General features: G+C 69.7%; 1 protein-coding gene (cut by a window edge). It reads right to left on the reverse strand.

The window, feature by feature from the left end:
* Positions 1–23,084, reverse strand: the 3' portion of a protein-coding gene (locus OV287_RS24250) for a non-ribosomal peptide synthase/polyketide synthase (protein ID WP_267536408.1). The gene runs 14,227 nt beyond the window's last position; only the last 23,084 of its 37,311 coding nucleotides appear in the window; the start codon falls outside the window, past its right edge — the gene reads right to left on this strand; the stop codon is at positions 1–3.

Consider the following 23,084-nt stretch of genomic DNA (forward strand, 5'->3'; position numbering starts at 1 on the left):
TTACGCGGCGTTCCGTTCTTCCAGGGCTCGCATGAGCTGGATGAGCCGTTCCGCCAGACCGGCGGCGTTGGGATCATTCAGCATGTCGTGGTGCGCACCGGGCACCTCGAGGACCTTGAGGTCATCCGTGACCCACTGGCTCCATCCGAGCTTGCCGTCCGGGGCGGTGTGCTCGGGCTGGATGAGGGCCTTGAAGAGCACGGCGGGCCCCGCGTAGGGCCGGGGCTCGTAGCTCACCTGCGCCCGGATGTGGCGCGTGTAGGTCTCGTAGAGCCGCCAGGCCTGGTCGAGGTCCATGAAGGACCCGCCCAGGACGGTGCTCGCCTGTTCCAGGAGGTAGGCCAGCCGCTCGCGCCCGCTGAGCTGCAGCATCCGCGCGGAGTCCAGCGGGAGCTGCTGCCAGGCCAGTCCGATGAGGTTGCAGAAGGCGTACAGGAGGGACAGCTCATCCAGCTCGGTCTTTTTACCCGGCGCGTGGGTGTCGAACAGGGCGAGCAGCTCGACCTTCTCTCCCGCGGCCTGGAGCTGCTGGGCCATCTCGTAGGCCAGCACGCCGCCGAAGGACCAACCTCCCAGATAGTAGGGGCCCTGGGGCTGGACCTCGCGGATCTGCGAGACGTAGTGGCGCGCCATCACTTCCACCGAGGCGGGCATCGGCTCGACGCCCTCCAGCGAGGGATCACGCAGCGCATAGATGGGCCGGGCCGTTCCGAGCTGGCCGACGAGATCCGTGTAGCTCATCACGCCGCCGCCCGCAGCGTGGACGAGGAAGAGGGGCCGCAGCTGGGAGTCTCCGGCCTGCAGCCTCAGCAACGCACGCGGGGCTTCCGGGGTGCCTTGCTGCTGGCGCAACGCCTCGGCGAGGAGCTCGATGGTCGGGTTCTGGAAGAGCGTGAGCACGCTCACGCGTCGATCCAAGGCCTGGTACAGGCGCGACGTGACGCGAGTGGCCAGCAGCGAGTGGCCGCCGAGCTGGAAGAAGTTGTCCCGGATGCCGACGCGAGGCACGGAGAGGATCTCGGACCAGATGCGGGCGAGCAGCTCCTCGGTGGGCGTGCGCGGGGCGATGTACTCGGTGGTGGAGTTGCCGCTGGCCTCCGGAGCGGGCAGGGCCTTGCGGTTGATCTTGCCGTTGGGTGTGAGTGGGAGTTGCTCGAGCACGACGAAGGTGGAGGGCACCATGTGCTCGGGCAGGTGCTGCTTGAGGTGGGCGCGCAGCTCGGCGGCGGTGGGAGCCTGCTCGCCCGAGGGCGTGAGGTAGGCCACCAGGCGCTTGTCGCCGGGCCGGTCCTCGCGGGCCACCACGACGACCTGACGGACACCCGAGTGCTTGTCGAGGACGGTTTCGATTTCACCCAGCTCGATGCGGAAGCCGCGCACCTTCACCTGGAAGTCGGTGCGGCCGAGGTACTCGAGGTTGCCATCGGCGCGGTACTTCGCGAGGTCACCGGTGCGGTACATGCGAGCGCCCGGGGTGGTGCTGAACGGGTCGGGGAGGAACTTCTCAGCGGTGAGCTCCGGGCGGCCGAGGTAGCCGCGGGAGACACCGGCGCCCGAGATGAAGACCTCGCCGGGCACGCCCGTGGGCACGGGCTGGAGCCGCTCGTCGAGCAGGTAGACCTGGGTGCCGGAGATGGGCCTGCCGATGGTGGCGGGCTTGTCGGAGTGACGCAGGGTGAAGGTGGAGTAGGTGGTGGTTTCCGAGGGCCCGTAGAGGTCGTAGACGAGGGAGAGGCCGGGCTGGCGGTAGAGCTGCTGGACGAGAGAGGTGGCCAGGGGCTCACCGGCGAGGTTCACCACGCGGACGGAAGAAGGGAGGCCGCCGGAGCGCAGCAACTCCGCCATGGCGGAGGGGACGGTGTTGACGAGGGAGACACGCTGAGCAGCGGGCAGGGAGGGCAGCTCCAAGGCATTGCCAGCGAGGATGACGGTGCCGCCGAGGCTCAGGGGGAGGAAGAGCTCGAAGACGGACAAGTCGAAGGCAATGGAGGTGGAGGCAAGCATTCCGGAGAGGAGCTCCGGAGAGAAGACAGTGCGAGCCCAGGAGAGGAAGGAGACGGCGTTGCGGTGCTCGATGGAGACGCCCTTGGGGCGGCCGGTGCTGCCGGAGGTGTAGATGAGGTAGGCGAGGTTGGCGCTGGAGGCAGCGCGGACGGGGTTGCTGGTGCTGGCACGAGCGAGGACGTCGGAGTCCTTGTCGAGCAGCAGGACGTGAGCGGAGTGCGGAGGCAGGCTGTCCGTCACCTCGGACTGTGCGACGAGGAAGCGCAGCTGAGCGTCCTCGATGATGAAGGCCAGGCGCTCGCGGGGGTAGGCGGGGTCGAGCGGGACGTAGAGACCACCGGCCTTGAGGATGCCGAGCAGGCCCACGACGAGGTCCGCAGAGCGCCTGGAGCAGATGCCGACAGGCGTCTCGGCGGTGACACCGAGAGCGCGCAGGGAGTGTGCGAGCTGGTTGGCGCGGGCGTTGAGCTCGGCGTAGGTGAGCGAGCGCGTGCCGTCGATGAGGGCCTCGGCGTCGGGAGTCCTGGCGGCCTGGGCCTCGAAGAGCTCGTGGAGGGTGGCCTCGCGCGGGTAGTCGAGGGGGAGGTCGTTCCACTCCACCAGGAGCTTGTGCTGCTCGGCCTCGGAGAGCAGAGGCAGCTCGGAGAGCCGGGTGTCCGGGTGGGCCACGGCGGCCTCGAGCAGCAGGCGCAGGTGCTCCACGGCGCGAGCGATGGTGTCCTGCTCGAAGAGGTCGGTGTTGTACTCGAAGCCTCCAATGAAGCCGTCGGGGGTGTCGCTGAGCGCGAGCGTCCAATCGAACTTGGCGGTACCACTCGACTGCTGCATCGAGCGCAGGGAGAGGCCGGGGAGGTTCAGCGTCTCGGAGGGGGTGTTCTGCAGGATGAACATCACCTGGAAGAGAGGCGGGCGGCTGAGGTCGCGCTGGGGCTGGAGCTCCTCGACGAGCTTCTCGAAGGGAATGTCCTGATGCTCGTAGGCACCGAGCGTGGTGTCTCGTACCTGGAGCAGCAACTCGCGGAAGGACATGTCCGCGGAGAAGCGCGAGCGCAGCACGAGCGTATTGATGAAGAAGCCGATGAGGCCCTCCAGCTCGGTGCCACGGCGCCCCGCGATGGGCGAGCCCACCGAGATGTCGCTCTGTCCGGAGTAGCGGTGCAGCAGCACCTGGAAGCCGGCCAGGAGCGTCATGAAGGGAGTGACACCCAGGCGCATGGAGAGGGCCTTGATGGACTCGGAGAGCGCCTTGGGCAGGGCCACGCGCAGGCTGTCACCCCGGAACGTCTGAATGGGAGGACGTGGCCTGTCGGTGCTCAGCTCCAGGTGTGCCGGAGCGCCGGAGAGCTGCTGCCTCCAGTGGTTGAGCTGTGCCTCGAGCACCTCGCCCTGCAACCGCGAGCGCTGCCAGAGGGCGAAGTCGGCGTACTGGACGGGCAGCGGCGGCAGGGACGGCTGCTGGCCGGAGGCGAAGGCGGCGTAGAACGCGGCCACCTCACGCACGAGCACGCCCATGGACCAACCATCGGAGATGATGTGGTGCAGGGTGACGAGCAGTACGTGGTCATCCGGGGCCAGACGCAGCAGGCTGGCGCGCAGGAGCGGACCGTTGGCCAGATCGAACGGGCGCTGGGCCTCCTGATGGGCCAGTCTTTGGGCGACGGCCTCGCGCTCGGAGGCGGGCACGTCCTGGAGCTCCATCACCTCGAGCGGAACCAGGAGTGAGGGCGCGATGAGCTGGATGGGCTGGCCGTCGCGAGAGGCGAAGGTGGTGCGCAGGGACTCGTGACGGCGCACGAGCTCCTGGAAGGCCTGGCGGAGGGCCTCGGTGTCGAGCTGGCCGGAGAGCCGCAGGGCCACGGGGATGTTGTAGACGGGGCTGCCGGGCTCGAGCTGGTCGAGGAACCACAGCCGCTGCTGCGAGAACGCGAGCGGGAGGTCTCCCTCGTGAGTAGAGGGGCGCCGCGGTACGGCTTGCAGATCGCTCCGGGTGCGCTGGGCAGTCTCCAGCGCGAGCGCGAGCGCGGAGAGGGTGGGCGCCTCGAAGAGGGCGCGCACGGGCAGCTCCACCTGGAAGGCGGTGCGCACGCGGGAGAGGACACGGGTGGCCAGCAGCGAGTGGCCGCCGAGCTCGAAGAAGTTGTCCTCGGCGCCCACGCGGGGCACGGAGAGCACCTCGGACCAGATGGAGGCGAGCAGCTCCTCGGTAGGCGTGCGCGGGGCGATGTGCTCGGTGGCGGAGTCGCTGCTGGCCTCTGGAGCGGGCAGGGCCTTGCGGTTGATCTTGCCGTTGGGGGTGAGGGGGAGTTGCTCGAGCACGACGAAGGCGGAGGGCACCATGTGCTCGGGCAGGTGCTGCTTGAGGTGGGCGCGAAGCTCGGCGGCGGTAGGAGCCTGCTCGCCCGAGGGCGTGAGGTAGGCCACCAGGCGCTTGTCGCCGGGCCTGTCCTCGCGGGCCACCACGACGACCTGACGGACACCCGAGTGCTTGTCGAGGACGGTTTCGATTTCACCCAGCTCGATGCGGAAGCCGCGCACCTTCACCTGGAAGTCGGTGCGGCCGAGGTACTCGAGGTTGCCGTCGGCGCGGTACTTCGCGAGGTCACCGGTGCGGTACATGCGAGCGCCCGGAGTGGTGCTGAACGGGTCGGGGAGGAACTTCTCAGCGGTGAGCTCCGGGCGGCCGAGGTAGCCGCGGGAGACACCGGCGCCCGAGATGAAGACCTCGCCGGGCACGCCCGTGGGCACGGGCTGGAGCCGCTCGTCGAGCAGGTAGACCTGGGTGCCGGAGATGGGCCTGCCGATGGTGGCGGGCTTGTCGGAGTGACGCAGGGTGAAGGTGGAGTAGGTGGTGGTTTCGGAGGGCCCGTAGAGGTCGTAGACGAGGGAGAGGCCGGGCTGGCGGTAGAGCTGCTGGACGAGAGAGGTGGCCAGGGGCTCACCGGCGAGGTTCACCACGCGGACGGAGGAGGGGAGGCCGCCGGAGCGCAGCAGCTCCGCCATGGCGGAGGGGACGGTGTTGACGAGGGAGACACGCTGAGCAGCGGGCAGGGAGGGCAGCTCCAAAGCATTGCCAGCGAGGATGACGGTGCCGCCGAGGCTCAGGGGGAGGAAGAGCTCGAAGACGGACAAGTCGAAGGCAATGGAGGTGGAGGCAAGCATTCCGGAGAGGAGCTCCGGAGAGAAGACAGTGCGAGCCCAGGAGAGGAAGGAGACGGCGTTGCGGTGCTCGATGGAGACGCCCTTGGGGCGGCCGGTGCTACCGGAGGTGTAGATGAGGTAGGCGAGGTTGGAGCTGGAGGCCGCACGGACGGGGTTGCTGGTGCTGGAGCGAGAGAGGGACTCGGAGTCCTTGTCGAGCAGCATCACGTGGGCGGAGTGCTCAGGCAGGCTGTCGATGACGGAGGACTGTGCGACGAGGAAGCGCAGCTGAGCGTCCTCGATGATGAAGCCCAGACGCTCGCGGGGGTAGGCAGGGTCGAGCGGGACGTAGAGGCCGCCAGCCTTGAGGATGCCGAGCAGACCGACGACGAGATCAGCGGAGCGCTTGGAGCAGATGCCCACGGGCGTCTCGGCGGTGACTCCGAGAGCGCGCAGGGAGTGAGCGAGCTGGTTGGCGCGGGCATTGAGCTCGGCGTAGGTGAGCGAGCGCGTGCCGTCGATGAGGGCCTCGGCGTCGGGAGTCCTGGCGGCCTGGGCCTCGAAGAGCTCGTGGAGGGTGGCCTCGCGCGGGTAGTCGAGGGGGAGGTCGTTCCACTCCACCAGGAGCTTGTGCTGCTCGGCCTCGGAGAGCAGGGGCAGCGTGGAGAGGCGGGTCTCCGGGTTGGAGATGGCCGCCTCGAGCAGGATGCGCAGGTGCTCCACGGCGCGGACCACGGTGTCGCGCTCGAAGAGGTCGGTGTTGTACTCGAGGCCTCCCGCGAAACCGTTGGGCGTGTCGGTGAGCGCGAGCGTCCAGTCGAACTTGGCCGTGGTGCTCGACTGCTGCACCGGGCTCAGGGTGAGGCCCGGCAGGTTCAGCGCCTCGGAGGGCGTGTTCTGCAGGATGAACATCACCTGGAAGAGGGGCGAGCGGCTGAGATCGCGCTGAGGCTTGAGCTGCTCGACGAGCTTCTCGAAGGGAATGTCCTGATGCTCGTAGGCGCCGAGCGTGGTGTCACGCACCTGGAGGAGCAGCTCGCGGAAGGAGGCCTCCGGTGAGAAGCGCGAGCGCAGCACGAGCGTATTGATGAAGAAGCCGATGAGGCCCTCGAGCTCGGTGCTGCGGCGGCCGGCGATGGGCGAGCCGACGGAGATGTCGTCCTGACGCGAGTAGCGCGAGAGCAACACCTGGAAGCCGGCCAGCAGCGTCATGAAGGGGGTGACGCCCAGGCGAGTGGAGAGCGACTTGATGGACGCGGAGAGCGCCTTGGGCAGCGCCACGGGCACGCTGTCACCCCGGAACGTCTGCATGGGAGGACGCGGCTTGTCGGTGGGCAGCTCCAGATGGGTCGGCGCATCACCCAGTTGCCGCTTCCAGTAACCCAGCTGCGTGTCGAGCACCTCGCCCTGCAGCCACGAGCGCTGCCAGAGGGCGAAGTCGGCGTACTGGATGGGCAGCGGCGGTAGGTTGGGCTGCTGGCCGGAAGCGAAGGCCCGGTAGAGCGAGGCCACCTCGCGCACGAGCACACCCGTGGACCAACCGTCCGACACGATGTGGTGCACGGTGACGAGCAGCACGTGGTCGTGGGCGTCCAGTCGCAGCAGGGCGGTACGAATGAGCGGACCGTTGGCGAGATCGAAGGGGCGCGACGTCTCCTTCTGGACCAGGTCACGGGCCCGCGCCTCCCGCTCGGAAGCAGGCACGTCGCTCAGGTCCTGCACGTCCAGCGAGATGGAGAGCTCCGGGGCAATCCGCTGGATGGGCTGGCCGTCGCGAGAGGCGAAGGTGGTGCGCAGGGACTCGTGACGGAGCACGAGCGCCTCGAAGGCGCGGCGCAGGGCCTCGGTGTCGAGCTGGCCGGAGAGCCGCAAGGCCGAGGGGATGTTGTAGACGGAGCTGCCGGGCTCGAGCTGGTCGAGGAACCACAGCCGCTGCTGGGCGAAGGCCAGCGGGATGTCACCGGTGCGCGGAGCAGGCAGCAGCGCGGGCACCTGGAGCGCACTCCGGCCCTGGCTGGCGCGGGCCTCGTCGATCCTCCTGGCGAGCGCGGAGAGGGTGGGCGCCTCGAAGAGGGCTCGCACGGGCAGCTCCACCTGGAAGGCCGAGCGCAGCCGGGAGAGGACGCGGGTGGCCAGCAGGGAGTGGCCACCCAGCTCGAAGAAGTCGTCCTCGGCGCCCACGCGGGGCACGGAGAGGACCTCGGACCAGATGGCGGCGAGCTGCTCCTCGGTGGCGGTGCGCGGGGCGATGTACCCGGCCTCGGAGAGGGTGTGCTCCGGGGCGGGCAGGGCCTTCCGGTCCACCTTGCCGTTGGGCGTGAGCGGCAGCGCCTCCAGCACCATGAAGACGGAGGGCACCATGTACTCGGGCAGCAGCCTCTGGAGGCCGGAGCGCAGGGCCTCGGACTCCAGCGTGTGGCCTTCCGTCGCGGTGAGGTAGGCCACCAGCCGCTGGTTGCCCGGCACGTCCTCACGCACCAGGACCAGCGCCTGACGGACACCGGGCAGACGGCTGAGGGCGGACTCGATCTCCCCCAGCTCGATGCGCTGGCCGCGCAGCTTCACCTGGAAGTCGATGCGGCCCAGGTACTCCAGCGAGCCGTTGGCCAGCCAGCGCACCCGGTCACCGGTGCGGTACATGCGCTCACCCGGCGTGGCGCTGAAGGGGTTGGGCAGGAAGCGCTCGGCGGTGAGGTGCGGACGGCCGAGGTAGCCACGCGCGAGCTGGGCACTGGCGATGAAGAGCTCGCCTGGGACTCCCGGAGGCACCGGCTGCAGCGCCGCGTCCAGCACGTACACCTGGGTGTTGGCCACGGGGCGGCCAATGGGAATGGAGGGGCCGGACGCCTCGGCCGTGGCTTGGGCGAAGGTGGCGTCGATAGTGACCTCGGTGGGGCCGTAGAGGTTGACCAGCCGCACCTCGGGCAATGCCTCCGCGAGCCGGGGCGCCAGCTCCGAGGCGAGCGCCTCACCTCCGCAGAACAGCCAGCGCAGGTGCGTGGCCCGCGAGAGGGCGGGCTCGTCCAGCAGGAAGCGCAGCATCGAGGGCACTACCTGGAGCACGGAGACGCGCTGGCGCAGCACGCACTCGACGAGTGCGGCCGGATCGCGGTGGGCCTCGGGCGGGGCGAGCACCAGGGGCGCGCCCATCATCAGCGGAGCCCAGCACTCCCAGACGGAGGCGTCGAAGGAGAGGGGCGTCTTGAGCAGCACCCGGTGCTCGGAGGTGAGGCCGAACGTGGAGAGCAGCCAGGCCATGTGGTTGGCCAGGGCGCGGTGGGTGATGAGCGTGCCCTTGGGCTGGCCGGTGCTGCCCGAGGTGTAGATGGCGTAGGCCGGGGAGTCGGCGTGGACGCCAGAGACCAGGGGCGGGGCGGGCAGCGGCTCGATGGGCTCCTGCCACCAGGTGTCGAGGCACACGAGGATGGGCCCGGTGGGCAGCAGCGAGGCGAGGGCGTCCTGGGTGAGGAGCAACGAGGCGCCGCAGTCCTGGAGCATGAAGGCCAGGCGCTCCGAGGGGTAGGAAGGATCGAGCGGGACGTACGTGGCACCCGCCTTGAGGATGGCGAGCAGGGCCACCAGCATCTCGGGCGAGCGCTCCATGCACACGGCGACGCGCACCTCGGGGCCGACGCACAACGAGCGCAGGTAGTGGGCAAGCTGCGTGGAGCGCGCGTCGAGCTCGGCGTAGGTGAGCTGGCCGGAGTCGAAGACGAGCGCGGGGGCGTCAGGCGTGCGGTGTGCCTGGGCCTCGAAGCGCTGGTGGACGAAGACGCCCTGCTCGGAAGGCACGGCGGTGTCGTTCCAGGCCTCCAGCACCTGGTGGCGTTCGGCGCCGGAGAGCAGGGACAGCTCGGACAGACGCTGGTCCGGACCGGCGATGATGCCCTCCAGCAGCACGCGCAGGTGCTCGAGGATGCGCGAGGCGGTGGCCTTGGAGAAGAGGTCGGTGTCGTATTCGAGGTGGGCGGCGAGTCCGTCCGGGGCCTCGGAGAAGGTGAGCGAGAGCTCGAACTTGGCGATCTGGTGGGTGGCGTCGAGCGAGCGCAGGGTGAGGCCGGGCAGGGACAGCTCCTGCCGGGGCGTGTTCTGCAGGGTGAACATCACCTGGAAGAGCGGCGTGCGGCTCAGGTCGCGCTCGGGCTGGAGCTCCTCGACGAGCTTCTCGAAGGGCACGTCCTGGTGGGCGTAGGCACCCAGGGCGGTCTCCCGCACGTGGGCCAGCAACTGGCGGAAGGTGGGGTTGCCGTCGAGCCGGGTGCGCAGCACCAGGGTGTTGACGAAGAAGCCGATGAGGCTCTCCGTTTCCGCCTGGGTACGGCCAGCGATGGGTGAGCCGATGGAGATGTCGTCCTGGCCCGAGTAGCGCGCCAGCAGCAGCTGCCACGCCGCCAGCAGCACCATGAAGGGCGTGGCGCCCTCGCTCCGGGCGAGCTCCGTGACGGCCAGGCCCAGCTCGCGGGGCATCCGCGTGCTCTCCAGGGCACCGCGATGCGCCAGGACCGCGGGCCGCGGCTTGTCGGTGGACAGCTCCAGGGCGCGGGGGGCCTCGGAGAGCTGCTGGCGCCAGTATGCGAGCTGGGCCTCCAGCGCCTCGTCCCGCAACCAGCCGCGCTGCCACGTCGCGTAGTCGGCGTACTGCACCGGCAGGGCGGGCAGGGTGGCGGGCCGCCCCGAGGTCAGGCCCTGGTAGAGCGCGGCCAGCTCACGGATGAGCACGCCGGTGGACCAGCCGTCGGAGACGATGTGGTGCATCGTCATCAGCAGTACGTGATCCCCTGCGTTCAGACGCAGCAGCGTGATGCGGAACAGGGGGCCGCGCACCAGGTCGAAGGCGCGCACGGCCTCTTCGCCCGCGAGACGGCGCAGCTCGGGCTCGCGCTGGTCCTCGGGCAGGGCGCCCAGGTCCACCACGGTCAGCGGCACGGCCACGGTCGGGGAGATGACCTGGATGGGCTCCTCGCCCTCGAGCTGGAAGGTGGTGCGCAGGACCTCGTGACGCTCGATGAGCGCCGAGAAGGCCCGCTCCAGCGCCAACACGTCCAGGGCGCCCTGGAAGCGGACGGCCACGGGCATGTTGTAGACGGGGCTGCCGGGCTCGAGCTGATCCAGGAACCACAGCCGCTGCTGGGCGAAGGACAGCGGGATGCTCTTCGGGCGGGACCCGGGCCGCAGCGCGGGCACCGGACGCGCAGTCCTGCCCTGGCCTTGGGCCTCATCGAGCCGGCGGGCGAGCGCGGAGAGGGTGGGCGCCTCGAAGAGCGCGCGCACGGGCAGCTCCACCTGGAAGGCCGAGCGCAGGCGGGCGACGACCTGGGTGGCCATCAGTGAGTGGCCGCCCAGCTCGAAGAAGTGATCCTCGGCGCCGACGCGAGGCACGGAGAGGACCTCGGCCCAGATGGCGGCGAGCTGCTCCTCGGTGGCGGTGCGCGGGGCGACGTACCCGACCTCGGAGACCGTGGCCTCCGGGGCAGGCAGCGCCCTCCTGTCCACCTTGCCGTTGGGCGTGAGTGGCAGCTTCTCCAGCACCATGAAGGCGGAGGGCACCATGTACTCGGGCAGCCTCTCCTGGAGGAAGGAGCGCAGCTCGGAGGTGGCGGGGGCCTGCTCGGCGGAGGCGACGACATAGGCCACCAGGCGCTTGTCGCCGGGCTTGTCCTCGCGGGCGAGGACGAGGCACTGGCCCACCGCGGGGTGTCGGGCCAGGACGGACTCCACCTCTCCCAGCTCGATGCGGAAGCCACGCACCTTCACCTGGAAGTCGATGCGGCCGAGGAACTCGAGCGTGCCGTCGGCGAGCCAGCGCACCTTGTCGCCCGTGCGGTACAGACGCGCGCCGGGGACACCACTGAATGCATCCGGGATGAACTTCTCGGCGGAGAGCTCCGGGCGGTGGAGGTAGCCCAGGGCCAGGCCGTCGCCGCCGATGTGCAGCTCGCCGGGAAGGCCCGGGGGCAGCGGCTGCCGCCGCTCGTCCAGCACGTACACCTGGGTGTTCGCGACGGGGCGGCCAATGGGGAGCGTGGACACCGGGTGGGCCGGGCTCACCCAGGCGGTGCTGTCGATGCACGTCTCGGTGGGCCCGTACTGGTGGACGAGCCGCGCCCTCAGCGTGGAGACGAAGCGCGAGTGGAGCTCGGCGGTGAGGGGCTCGCCGCCGCAGAAGACGAAGCGCAGCGACTGGCACTGCTCGACGCCGGGCGTCTGCAGGAAGGCCGTCAGGGGCGCGGGGCCGAAGTGCAGGTGGGTGATGGCGTGCCGCACCACGGCCTGCACCAGGTACTCGGGATCCCTCTGGCCACCGGGACGCGCGAGCACCAGGCGTGCGCCGGCCAGCAGCGGGGCGAACATCTCCCAGACGGAGATGTCGAAGCTGAAGGAAGCCTTCTGGAGGAAAGCGTCCTGGGCTCCCATGGGGAACTCCCGCTGGCGCCAGGACAGGTGGTTGACGGCGGCGCGGTGGGCCACCTGGACACCCTTGGGCCGGCCGGTGCTGCCGGAGGTGTAGATGACGTAGGCGGGGCTGTCGGCAGAGGTCTGGGGCAGCGAGGTGCCCGGAGCGGGTGCGGGCAGCGACTCCAGCGTCTCCAACGAGTCCAGGCAGACGGCCCGGGCCTGATGGGTGGCGGGCAGCGCCTCGAGCAGGGCGGAGCGGGTGAGGAGCAGTTGGGCTCCGCTGTCCTCGAGCATGAAGGCCAGACGCTCGGCGGGGTACTCGGGATCGAGCGGCACCCAGGCGGCGCCGGCCTCGAGCGTCCCGAGGATGGAGACGAGCAGCTCGGGGGAGCGCTCGAAGGAGATGGCGACGCGGGTGTCCGGGCCCGCACCGAGCGAGCGCAGGTGCAGGGCGAGGCGCGTGGCGGCCTCAGTGAGCTGGCGGTAGGTGAGGGTGCCGGACTCGGACACGAGCGCGGGCGCGTCGGGAATGCGGTGCGCCTGGGCCTGCACGAGCGAGTGGAGCGTGGCCTCGCGAGGGTAGTCCGCGCGCGTGTCGTTCCACTCCACCAGCACCTGCTGGCGCTCCTCGGCGGTGAGGAGGGGCAGGTCGAGGATGGCGGTGTCGGGACGAGTGGTGAGTGCCTCCAGGACGGTCTGGTAGTGGCGCATCATCCGAGCCACCGTGCCGGCCTCGAACAGATCGGTGTTGTAGAGGACGGCGCCGCCGAGGCCACCGGGGCCCTCGATCATCGTGAGCGTGAGGTCGAACTTGGAGGTGGCGATCTCGAGCTCCACCGGGCGCAGGGTCAGGTCAGGCAGACGGAGCGCACCCATGGGGGCGTTCTGCAGGACGAACATCACCTGGAAGAGCGGAGCGCGGCCCAGGGTGCGCTGGGGCGAGAGCTCCTCGACGAGCTTCTCGAAGGGGATGTCCTGGTGCTCGTAGGCGCCGAGCGTGGTGTCGCGCACCTGGCGGAGTACGTCGTGGAAGGTGGCTTCCGGCGAGATGCGCGAGCGCAGGACGAGCGTGTTGACGAAGAAGCCGATGAGACCCTCGACCTCGGTGCCGCGGCGGCCGGCGATGGGCGAGCCCACCGAGAGGTCGCTCTGTCCGGAGTAGCGGTGCAGCAGCACCTGGAAGCCGGCCAGCAGCGTCATGAACGGGGTGGTGCCCAGGCGCAGGGACAGGGACTTGATGGACTCGGAGAGCGCCTTGGGCAGCGTCACGGACATGCTGTCACCCCGGAACGTCTGCACGGGGGGACGCGGCTTGTCGGTGGGTAGCTCGAGGGCGGACGACGCTCCGGAGAGCTGCTGCTTCCAGTAGCCGAGCTGAGAGTCGAGCACCTGGCCCTGGAGCCAGGAGCGCTGCCAGACGGCGTAGTCGGCGTACTGGATGGGCAGAGGCGGCAGGTTGGGATGCTGGCCGGAGGCGAAGGCCGGGTAGAGCGAGGCCATCTCGCGCACGAGCACACCCATGGACCAGCCGTCCGAGACGATGTGGTGCATTACGAGCATCAGCACGTGCTCGTCGGAGGCCAGGCGCAGCAGGCTGGCGCGCAGGAGCGGACCATTGGCCAGGTCGAAGGGCCGCAGCGCCTCCTGACCGGCCAGCTGCCGGGTCTGGCCCTCCTGCTCCGAGGCGGGCAGGTTGCTCAGGTCCAGGACTTCGATCGGAAGGGAGAGCTCCGGGACGATCCGCTGGACGGGCTGGCCGTCGCGCGAGGTGAAGGTGGTGCGCAGGGACTCGTGGCGGTGCACGAGCTCCTGGAAGGCGCGGCGCAGGGCCTCGGTGTCGAGCTGGCCGGAGAGCCTGAGCGCATAGGGGATGTTGTAGGCGGAGCTACCGGGCTCGAGCTGGTCGAGGAACCACAGGCGCTGCTGGGCGAAGGACAGCGGGATGTCACCGGTGCGCGGAGCGGGCCGCAGCGTGGGCGCCTGGAGCGCACTCTGGCCCTGGTTGGCACGGACCTCGTCCAGCTTCGTGGCGAGCGCGGAGAGGGTAGAGGCCTCGAAGAGAGCGCGTACGGGCAGCTCCACCTGGAAGGCCGAGCGCAGGCGGGAAACCACCTGGGTGGCAAGCAGCGAGTGGCCACCCAGCTCGAAGAAGTCGTCCTCGGCGCCGACGCGAGGAACGGAGAGGACCTCGGCCCAGATGGCGGCGAGCTGCTCCTCGGTGGGCGTGCGCGGGGCGACGTATGCGGCCTGGGAGACTGGGGCCTCCGGAGCGGGCAGGGCCTTCCTGTCCACCTTGCCGTTGGGCGTGAGCGGCAGCTTCTCCAGCACCATGAAGGCGGAGGGCACCATGTACTCGGGCATCCGCTGCTTCAGCCAGGTCCGCAGCTCCTCGGGCTTCAACCCGGGATGCTCGGCACCCTCACCCCGTCCCTCTCCCGAGGGGAGAGGGGAAGTGGGGGTAGTGGGGGTAGTGGGGGAAACAGGCACTACGTACGCCACCAGGCGCTTGCCGCCAGCGCCGTCGTCGCGCACCACCACCACGCACTCACGGACATCCGGGTGTCCTGCCAGCACGGACTCCACCTCGCCCAGCTCGATGCGGAAGCCGCGCACCTTCACCTGCGAGTCCGCCCGCCCGATGAACTCCACGCTGCCGTCCGCCCGGTAGCGCACCACGTCGCCCGTGCGGTACAGGCGTGCGCCTTCCTCGGTGCTGAACGGATGGGGAACGAACTTCTCCGCCGTCAGCTCCGGCCGGCCCAGGTAGCCCAGTGCCAGTCCGTCGCCACCGATGTACAGCTCGCCCGCCACGCCCACCGGCACCGGCTGCATCCGACCGTCCAGCACGTACAGCTCCGTATTGGCCAGCGGCCGCCCGATGGGCACCGTCACCGCGCCCTCCGCCACCTCCTGCACCAGGTGCCAGGTGGCGTACGTGGTGCTCTCCGTCGGGCCGTAGGCGTTCACCAGCTTCTGCGGCGGTCTACCGGCCAGTGCCGCACGTACCGCCCTCACATCCGCCGCCTCGCCGCCGAAGTGCACCTGCCGCAGCGTGCGGAAGGTGTCCGCCGACTCCGCCACCAGTTGGTTGAAGAGGGCTGTCGTCACGAACAGCACGCTGATGGCCTGCTCCAGCAGGAACGCGGCACACCTCTGGGGCGAGAGCACCACGTCCCTCGACATGCCCACCAGCGTTGCCCCGTTGAGCAACGCGCCCCACACCTCGAATGTCGCCGCGTCGAACGAGGCATTCGACGTCTGCGCAACCCGGTCCTCTGCCGTCAGGTGGATGTAGTTGGTGTTGCGCACCAGTCGCACCACGCCCCGGTGCAGTACCAACACGCCCTTGGGGCGACCCGTCGAGCCCGAGGTGTAGATGACGTAGATGGGATGAGTGGCCTGAGCGCCGCTGCTCGGGTTGCTCTCCGGCTCGGCGTCGAGGCCCTCACCCGCGGCATCCAGGCACAACACCCGGGCGCCACTCTGCGGCAGACTGTCCGAGAGCGACTGCTGGGTGAGCAGCACCGTAAGCGAGGAGTCCTCCACCATGAAGGACAGACGCTCCTTGGGGTAGGAGGGGTCCAGCGGGACGTAGGCGCCACCGGCCTTGATGGTGGCAACCATGCCCACGACCATGTCGGCCGAGCGCTCCACGCACAGACCGACCCTGGCGCCCGGCTCCACGCCCAGCTTGATCAGCCGGTGTGCGAGCTGGTTGGCCCGCCGATTGAGCTCGCGGTAGGTGAGGCGCACGCCGTCGAAGTCCACCGCCACCGCGTCCGGCCTGCGCTCCACCTGCTCCTCGAAGAGCGTGTGGACACACTTCTCCCTCGGGTAGTCCGTCCGCGTCTGGTTCCACTCCACCAGGAGCTGGTGGCGCTCGGTCGCGGAGATCAGGGGCAGCGCGGAGAGCTTCTGCTCCGGTTGGGCCACGGCCGCATCGAGTAGGAGGCGCAGATGCTCCATGGCGCGAGCCGCCGTGTCCCGTTCGAAGAGGTCGGTGTTGTACTCGAGGATTCCGGTGAAGCCCTCGGGCGAATCGACGAGCGAGAGTGTCCAGTCGAACTTGGAGGTGCGGCCCTCGAGCTCCACCGGGCGCAGGGTCAGGTCAGGCAGGCGGAGCGCGCCCATGGGGGCGTTCTGCAGGGCGAACATCACCTGGAAGAGCGGAGAGCGGCCCCGGGTGCGCTGGGGTGAGATCTCTTCGACGAGCTTCTCGAAGGGGATGTCCTGGTGCTCATAGGCGCCGAGTGTTGTGTCGCGCACCTGGAGCAGCAGCTCGTGGAAGGAGGTGTCCGCGGACAATTGCGAGCGCAGGACGAGCGTGTTGACGAAGAAGCCGATGAGGCCCTCGAGCTCGGTGCCGCGGCGGCCAGCGATGGGCGAGCCGACGGAGATGTCACCCTGTCCGGAGTAGCGGTGCAGCAGCACCTGGAAGCCGGCCAGCAGCGTCATGAAGGGGGTGATGCCCAGCCGCGAGGAGAGCGCCTTGATGGAGTCGGAGAGCGCCTTGGGCAGGGTCACGGGCACGTTGCCACCCCGGAACATCTGCACGGGGGGACGCGGCTTGTCGGTGGGCAGCTCGAGGGCAGAGGACGCCCCGGAGAGCTGCTGCTTCCAGTAGCCGAGCTGCGAGTCGAGCACCTCGCCCTGGAGCCACGAGCGCTGCCAGACGGAGTAGTCGGCGTACTGGATGGGCAGAGGCGGCAGGTTGGGCTGCTGGCCAGAGGCGAAGGCCAGGTAGAGCGAGGCCATCTCGCGCACGAGCACGCCCATGGACCAGCCGTCCGAGACGATGTGGTGCATCACCAGCATCAGCACGTGCTCGTCGGAGGCCAGGCGCAGCAAGCTGGCGCGCAGGAGCGGACCGTTGGCCAGGTCGAACGGGCGCTGCGCCTCTTGCTGGGCGAGGTGCTGGGCGCGGCTCTCCCGCTCGGTGGCGGGCTCGTTGCTCAGGTCCAGGACGTCGAGCGGAATCGGAAGCGAGGGCGCGATGAGTTGGATGGGCTGGCCGTCGCGCGAGGCGAAGGTGGTGCGCAGGGACTCGTGGCGGTGCACGAGCTCCTGGAAGGCTCGCTGCAGAGCCCCGGTGTCGAGCTGGCCGGAGAGCCTGAGCGCGTAGGGGATGTTGTAGACGGAGCTACCGGGCTCGAGCTGATCGAGGAACCACAGACGCTGCTGGGCGAAGGACAGCGGAATGTCGCCGGTGCTCAGAGCGGGCCGCAGCGCGGGCGTCTGGAGCGCACTCTGGCCCTGGCTAGCACGGACCTCGTCCAGTTTCGCGGCGAGCGCGGCGAGGGTGGGGGCCTCGAAGAGCGCGCGCAAGGACAGCTCCACCTGGAAGGCCGAGCGCAGACGGGAAACCACCTGGGTGGCGAGCAGCGAGTGACCACCCAGCTCGAAGAAGTGATCCTCGGCGCCGACGCGAGGTACGGAGAGGACCTCGGCCCAGATGGCGGCGAGCTGCTCCTCGGTGGGTGTGCGCGGGGCGACGTACGCTGCCTCGGAGACCGTGGCCTCCGGAACGGGCAGGGCCTTCCTGTCCACCTTGCCGTTGGCGGTGATGGGCATCTGCTCCAGCGCGACGAAGGCCGAGGGCACCATGTACTCGGGCAGCCGCTCCTTGAGGAAGGAGCGCAGCTCGGAGGTGGCGGGGACCTGCTCGGTGGAGGCGACGACGTAGGCCACCAGGCGCTTGTCGCCGGGCCTGTCCTCGCGGGCCACCACGACGCTCTGGCGAACGCCCGGGTGCTTGTCGAGCACGGACTCGATCTCACCCAGCTCGATGCGGAAGCCGCGCAGCTTCACCTGGGAGTCCAGGCGGCCGAGGAACTCGAGGGTGCCGTTGGCCAGCCAGCGCACCTTGTCGCCCGTGCGGTAGAGGCGCTCACCCGGCACGAGGGCCAAGGGGTTGGGGACGAACTTCTCGGCGGTGAGCTCGGGGCGGTTGAGGTAGCCCCAGCCCAGGCCATCGCCGCCGATGTACAGCTCGCCGGGGATTCCCGGGGGGACCGGTTGCTGCCGCTCATCCAGCACGTACACCTGGGTGTTGGAGATGGGGCGGCCGATGGAGACGCTGTGGCCCACCTGCTCCACCGCGGTGAGCGCGTGGGTGGTGGCGAAGGTAGTGCTCTCCGTCGGGCCGTAGCCGTTGATGAGCAGGCCACCCTGGGTGAGGCGGGCCTTCACTCGCTCGGGGGAAAGCACGTCACCACCGGCGAGCACCTGACGCACGCGCGAGAGGGCTCCCAGTTGCGTGGAGGCCATCTGGTCGAAGAGCGCGGCGGTGAGCCACAGGGTGGTGATGCCGTGGGTGAGAAGGGCGGCGCCCAGCTCCTCGAAGGAAGGCGTGTGGGGAGAGAAGACGACGAGCTTGCCGCCGTGCAGCAGGCTGCCCCACAGCTCGAAGGTGGCGGCGTCGAAGGAGATGGGGGCCAGCTGCAACATCACCTCGCCGGGCCCGAAGTCGGCGAAGCGCGAGCCCATGACGAGGCGCACCACGCTCCTGTGGGGGATGCACACGCCCTTGGGCAGGCCGGTGGAGCCCGAGGTGTACATGACGTAGGCGAGCGCGTCGGAAGACACGGTGACGCCCGGGGAGGCCTCGCTCTGCTGGGAGACGAGGTGCGCGTCGGAGTCGAGCAGCACGAGGCGCGCGTGGCCCGAGGGCAGGCGCTCGGCAAGGTGGCGCTGGGTGAGGAGCAGGGGCGCGCGCACGTCCTGGATCATGAATTCCAGGCGCTCGCGGGGGTAGGAGGGGTCCAGCGGGACGTAGGCGCAGCCGGCCTTGAGGATGGCCAGGGTGGAGACCACCATGTCCAGCGAGCGCTCCACGCACAGGGCCACGGGCGTACCGGGCGTGAGGCCCAGGTCGCGCAGGTGGTGGGCGAGCTGGTTGGCGCGCGCGTCGAGCTGGCGGTAGGTGAGGTGCGAGTCCTCGAACTGCACGGCGACGGCGTCCGGAGTGCGGGCGGCCTGGGCCTCGAAGAGCGAGTGGATGCTGGCCTCGCGCGGGTAGTCCACGCGCGTGTCGTTCCACTCCACCAACACCTGCTGCCGCTCGGCCTCGGAGAGCAGAGGCAGCGCGGAGAGCTTCTGCTCCGGGTGGGCCACGGCCGCATCGAGCAGGAGGCGCAGGTGCTCCACGGCGCGAGCTGCCGTGTCCCGCTCGAAGAGGTCGGTGTTGTACTCGAGGATTCCGGTGAAGCCCGCAGGCGAATCGGCGAGTGAAAGCGTCCAGTCGAACTTGGCCGTACTGATCGATTGAGCCAGCGGGCGCAGGGTGAGTCCCGGCAGGTTCAGCGCCTCGACCGGCGCGTTCTGCAGGACGAACATCACCTGGAAGAAGGGCGAGCGGCTGAGATCACGCTGGGGCGAGAGCTCCTCGACGAGCTTCTCGAAGGGAATGTCCTGGTGCTCGTAGGCGCCGAGCGTGGTGTCGCGCACCTGGAGCAGCAGCTCGTGGAAGGAGGTGTCCGCGGACAGTTGCGAGCGCAGGACGAGCGTGTTGATGAAGAAGCCGATGAGGCCCTCGAGCTCGGTGCCGCGGCGGCCAGCGATGGGCGAGCCCACCGAGAGGTCGCTCTGTCCGGAGTAGCGGTGCAGCAGCACCTGGAAGCCGGCCAGCAGCGTCATGAAGGGGGTGATGCCCAGCCGCGAGGAGAGCGCCTTGATGGAGTCGGAGAGTGCCTTGGGCAGGGTCACGGACACGCTGTCACCCCGGAACGTCTGCACGGGAGGGCGCGGCTTGTCGGTGGGCAGCTCGAGGACGGACGACGCCCCGGAGAGCTGCTGCTTCCAGTAGCCGAGCTGAGAGTCGAGCACCTGGCCCTGGAGCCAGGAACGCTGCCAGACGGAGTAGTCGGCGTACTGGATGGGCAGCGGCGGCAGGTTGGGCTCTTGGCCGGAGGCGAAGGCCAGGTAGAGCGAGGCCATCTCGCGCACGAGCACGCCCATGGACCAGCCGTCCGAGACGATGTGGTGCATCACGAGCATCAGCACGTGCTCATCGGAGGCCAGGCGCAGCAGGCTGGCACGCAGGAGCGGACCGTTGGCCAGGTCGAAGGGGCGCTGCGCCTCTTGATGGGCGAGGTGCTGGGCGCGGCTCTCCCTCTCGGCGGCGGGCACATCCTGGAGATCCATCACCTCGAGCGTGACGGAGACGGAGGACGCGATGAGTTGAGTGGGCTGGCCGTCGCGCGAGGCGAAGGTGGTGCGCAGGGATTCGTGACGGTGCACGAGCTCCTGGAAGGCGCGCTGCAGCGCCCCGGTGTCGAGCTGGCCGGAGAGACGCAGGGCCGCGGGGATGTTGTAGACGGGGCTGCCGGGCTCGAGCTGATCGAGGAACCACAGGCGCTGCTGGGCGAAGGCCAGCGGAAGGTCGCCGGTGCGCGGAGTAGGCCGCAGCACGGGAACCTGGAGCGCACTCTGGTTCTGGCTGGCGCGGGCCTCGTCCAGCTTCGCGGCGAGCGCGGAGAGGGTGGACGCATCGAAGAGCGCGCGCACGGGCAGCTCCACCTGGAAGGCCGAGCGCAGGCGGGAGAGAACGCGAGTGGCCAGCAGGGAGTGGCCACCCAGCTCGAAGAAGTCGTCCTCGGCGCCGACGCGAGGCACGGAGAGGATCTCGGCCCAGATGGTGGCGAGCTGCTCCTCGGTGGGCGTGCGCGGGGCGACGTACCCGGCCTCGGAGACAGTGGCCTCTGGGGCGGGCAGGGCCTTCCGGTCCACCTTGCCGTTGGGCGTGAGCGGCAGCTTCTCCAGCACCATGAAGGCGGAGGGCACCATGTACTCGGGCATCTGCTGCTTCAGCCAGGTCCGCAACTCCTCGGAAGTGGGGACACTGGGGGAGGCAGGCACCACGTACGCCACCAGGCGCTTGCCGCCAGCGCCGTCATCACGCACCACCACCACGCACTCACGGACAGCCGGGTGTCCACCCAGCACGGACTCCACTTCGCCCAGCTCGATGCGGAAGCCGCGCACCTTTACCTGAGAGTCGGCCCGCCCGATGAACTCCACGCTCCCGTTTGCCCGGTAGCGCACCACGTCGCCCGTACGGTACAGGCGTGCGCCTTCCTCCGTGCTGAACGGATGGGGCACGAACTTCTCCGCCGTCAGCTCTGGCCGGCCCAGGTAGCCCAGCGCCAGTCCGTCGCCACCGATGTACAGCTCGCCCGCCGCGCCCACCGGCACCGGCTGCATCCACACGTCCAGCACGTACAGCTCCGTGTTGGCCAGCGGCCGCCCGATGGGCACCGTCACCGCTGCCTCTGCCACCTCCTGCACCAGGTGCCAGGTGGCGAACGTGGTGCTCTCCGTCGGGCCGTAGGCGTTCACCAGCTTCTGCGGCGGTCTACCGGCCAGCGCCGCACGTACTGCCCTCGCATCCGCCGCGTCGCCACCGAAGTGCACCTGCCGCAGCGTGCGGAAGGTGTCCGCCGACTCCGCCACCAGTTGGTTGAAGAGGGCTGTCGTCACGAACAGCACGCTGATGGCCTGATCCCTGAGGAAGGCGGTGTAGCTCTGGGGCGAGAGCACCACGTCCCGCGACATCCCCACCAGCGTTGCCCCGTTGAGCAACGCGCCCCACACCTCGAACGTCGCCGCGTCGAACGAGGCATTGGACGCCTGCGCAACCCGGTCCTCGGCCGTCAGGTGGATGAAGTTGGTGTTGCGCACCAGGCGCACCACGCCCCGGTGCGGTACGCACACGCCCTTGGGGCGGCCCGTCGAGCCCGAGGTGTAGATGACGTAGATGGGATGGGTGGCCTGAGCGCCGCTGCTCGGGTTGCTCTCCGGCTCGGCGTCGAGGCCCTCACCCGCGGCATCCAGGCACACCACCCGAGCGGCACTCTCCGGCAGACTGCCCGCGAGTGACTCCTGGGTGAGCAGGACAGTCAGAGAGGAGTCCTCCACCATGAAGGCCAGACGCTCCTTGGGGTAGGACGGATCCAGGGAAACGTAGGCACCGCCGGCCTTGAGGGTGGCCACCATGCCCACCACCATGTGAGCCGAGCGCTCCACGCACAGACCAACCCTGGCGCCCGGCTCCACGCCCAGCTTCAGCAGCCGGTGGGCGAGCTGGTTGGCCCGGCGGTTGAGCTCGCGGTAGGTGAGGCGCACGCCGTCGAAGTCCACGGCCACCGCGTCCGGCGTGTGCTCCACCTGCTCCTCGAAGAGCGTGTGGACACACTTCTCCCTCGGGTAGTCCGTCCGCTCCTGGTTCCACTCCACCAGCACCTGCTGCCGCTCGGCCTCGGAGAGCAGAGCGATGTCACCCACGCGCGAGGCGGTGGGCAGGGCGTGTAGGGCATTGCGCCAATGCTCGAGCAGCCGCTGCATGGACGCGTGCTCGAAGCGGGGCGTGTGGTAGACGGCCCGCAGGCGCAGCGCGTTGCCGGGGATGACAGAGAGGGTGAGCGGGTAGTTGGTGTGCTCGAAGCCCTGGAGGTCTCTCACCTGGAGCGAGGAGGCCGAGCCCGCCATCGTGGTGTCGAGAGGATAGTTTTCGAAGACGAGCAGGGAGTCGAAGAGCGGGACGCCGCGGGGAATCTGGCTGAAGGACTGGACCTGGACGAGCGGGGAGTGCTCGTACTGGCGCTGCTCGGACTGCTGGGTCTGGAGCGCCTGGAGCCAGGGCAGCAACGCCGAGCTGCCCGAAGACAAGCGCACGCGGGTGGGCAGGGTGTTGATGAAGATGCCCACCAGGGTGTCGGAGCCGGGCATCTCGGGAGGCCGGCCGGCCACGGTGCTGCCGAAGACGACGTCCTGCTCGCCCGAGTAGCGCGAGAGCACGAACGCCCAGGCCGCGAGCGTGAGCGTGTTCACGGTGAGCTGGTGCTGGCGGGCGAAGGCCTGCAGGGCGGCGGTGGCTTCGGCGCTCAGGTCCAGCTCGAGTGTGGGGGGCTGGCCCTGGCCGGGCGCGGCGTGGGTGTCCGCGGGCAGGGACGTGGGCGCGGAGAACCCTTCCAGGTAGGAGCGCCACCAGGCCTCATCGGCGGAGGCGTCGCGGCGCGACAGCCAGGCGATGTAGTCGCGGTAGGGCACCTGGGGGGCGAGCTGGAGCGTGCGCCCCGCGCGCAGGGCTTCGTAGAGGGAGAAGACCTCGACGATGAGCAGGCCGAGGCTCCAGCCATCCAGGAGCAGGTGATGGTGGCTCCAGAGGAAGCGCAGGCGCTCATTGGCCATCCGGATGGCCGTCAGCCGCACCAGCGGCGCGCGGCGCAGGTCGATGCCGCGCTGCTTGTCCGCGCGCAGCAGTTGCTCGAAGCGGGCCTCCTGCTCGGAGGCGGGCAGGTAGGTCCAGTCGCGCAGCTCGAAGGGCAGCTCCACCTGGGAGTGGACCGCCTGGAGCGGTGTCTCGAGGCCCTCCCAGTGGAAGGAGGAGCGCAGGATGGTGTGGCGCTGGAGGCAGAGCTTCCAGGCGCGCAGGAAGGCCGGCAGATCGATCGAGGAGGAGACCGACCAGGAGAGCTGCTCGAAGTAGGTGGAGGACTCGGGGGCGAGCAGGGCGTGGAAGAGCATGCCCTGCTGGGTGGGGGAGAGCG

Origin of the sequence: Archangium lansingense, from assembly GCF_026626635.1 — a bacterium.
GTDB lineage: Bacteria > Myxococcota > Myxococcia > Myxococcales > Myxococcaceae > Archangium > Archangium lansingense.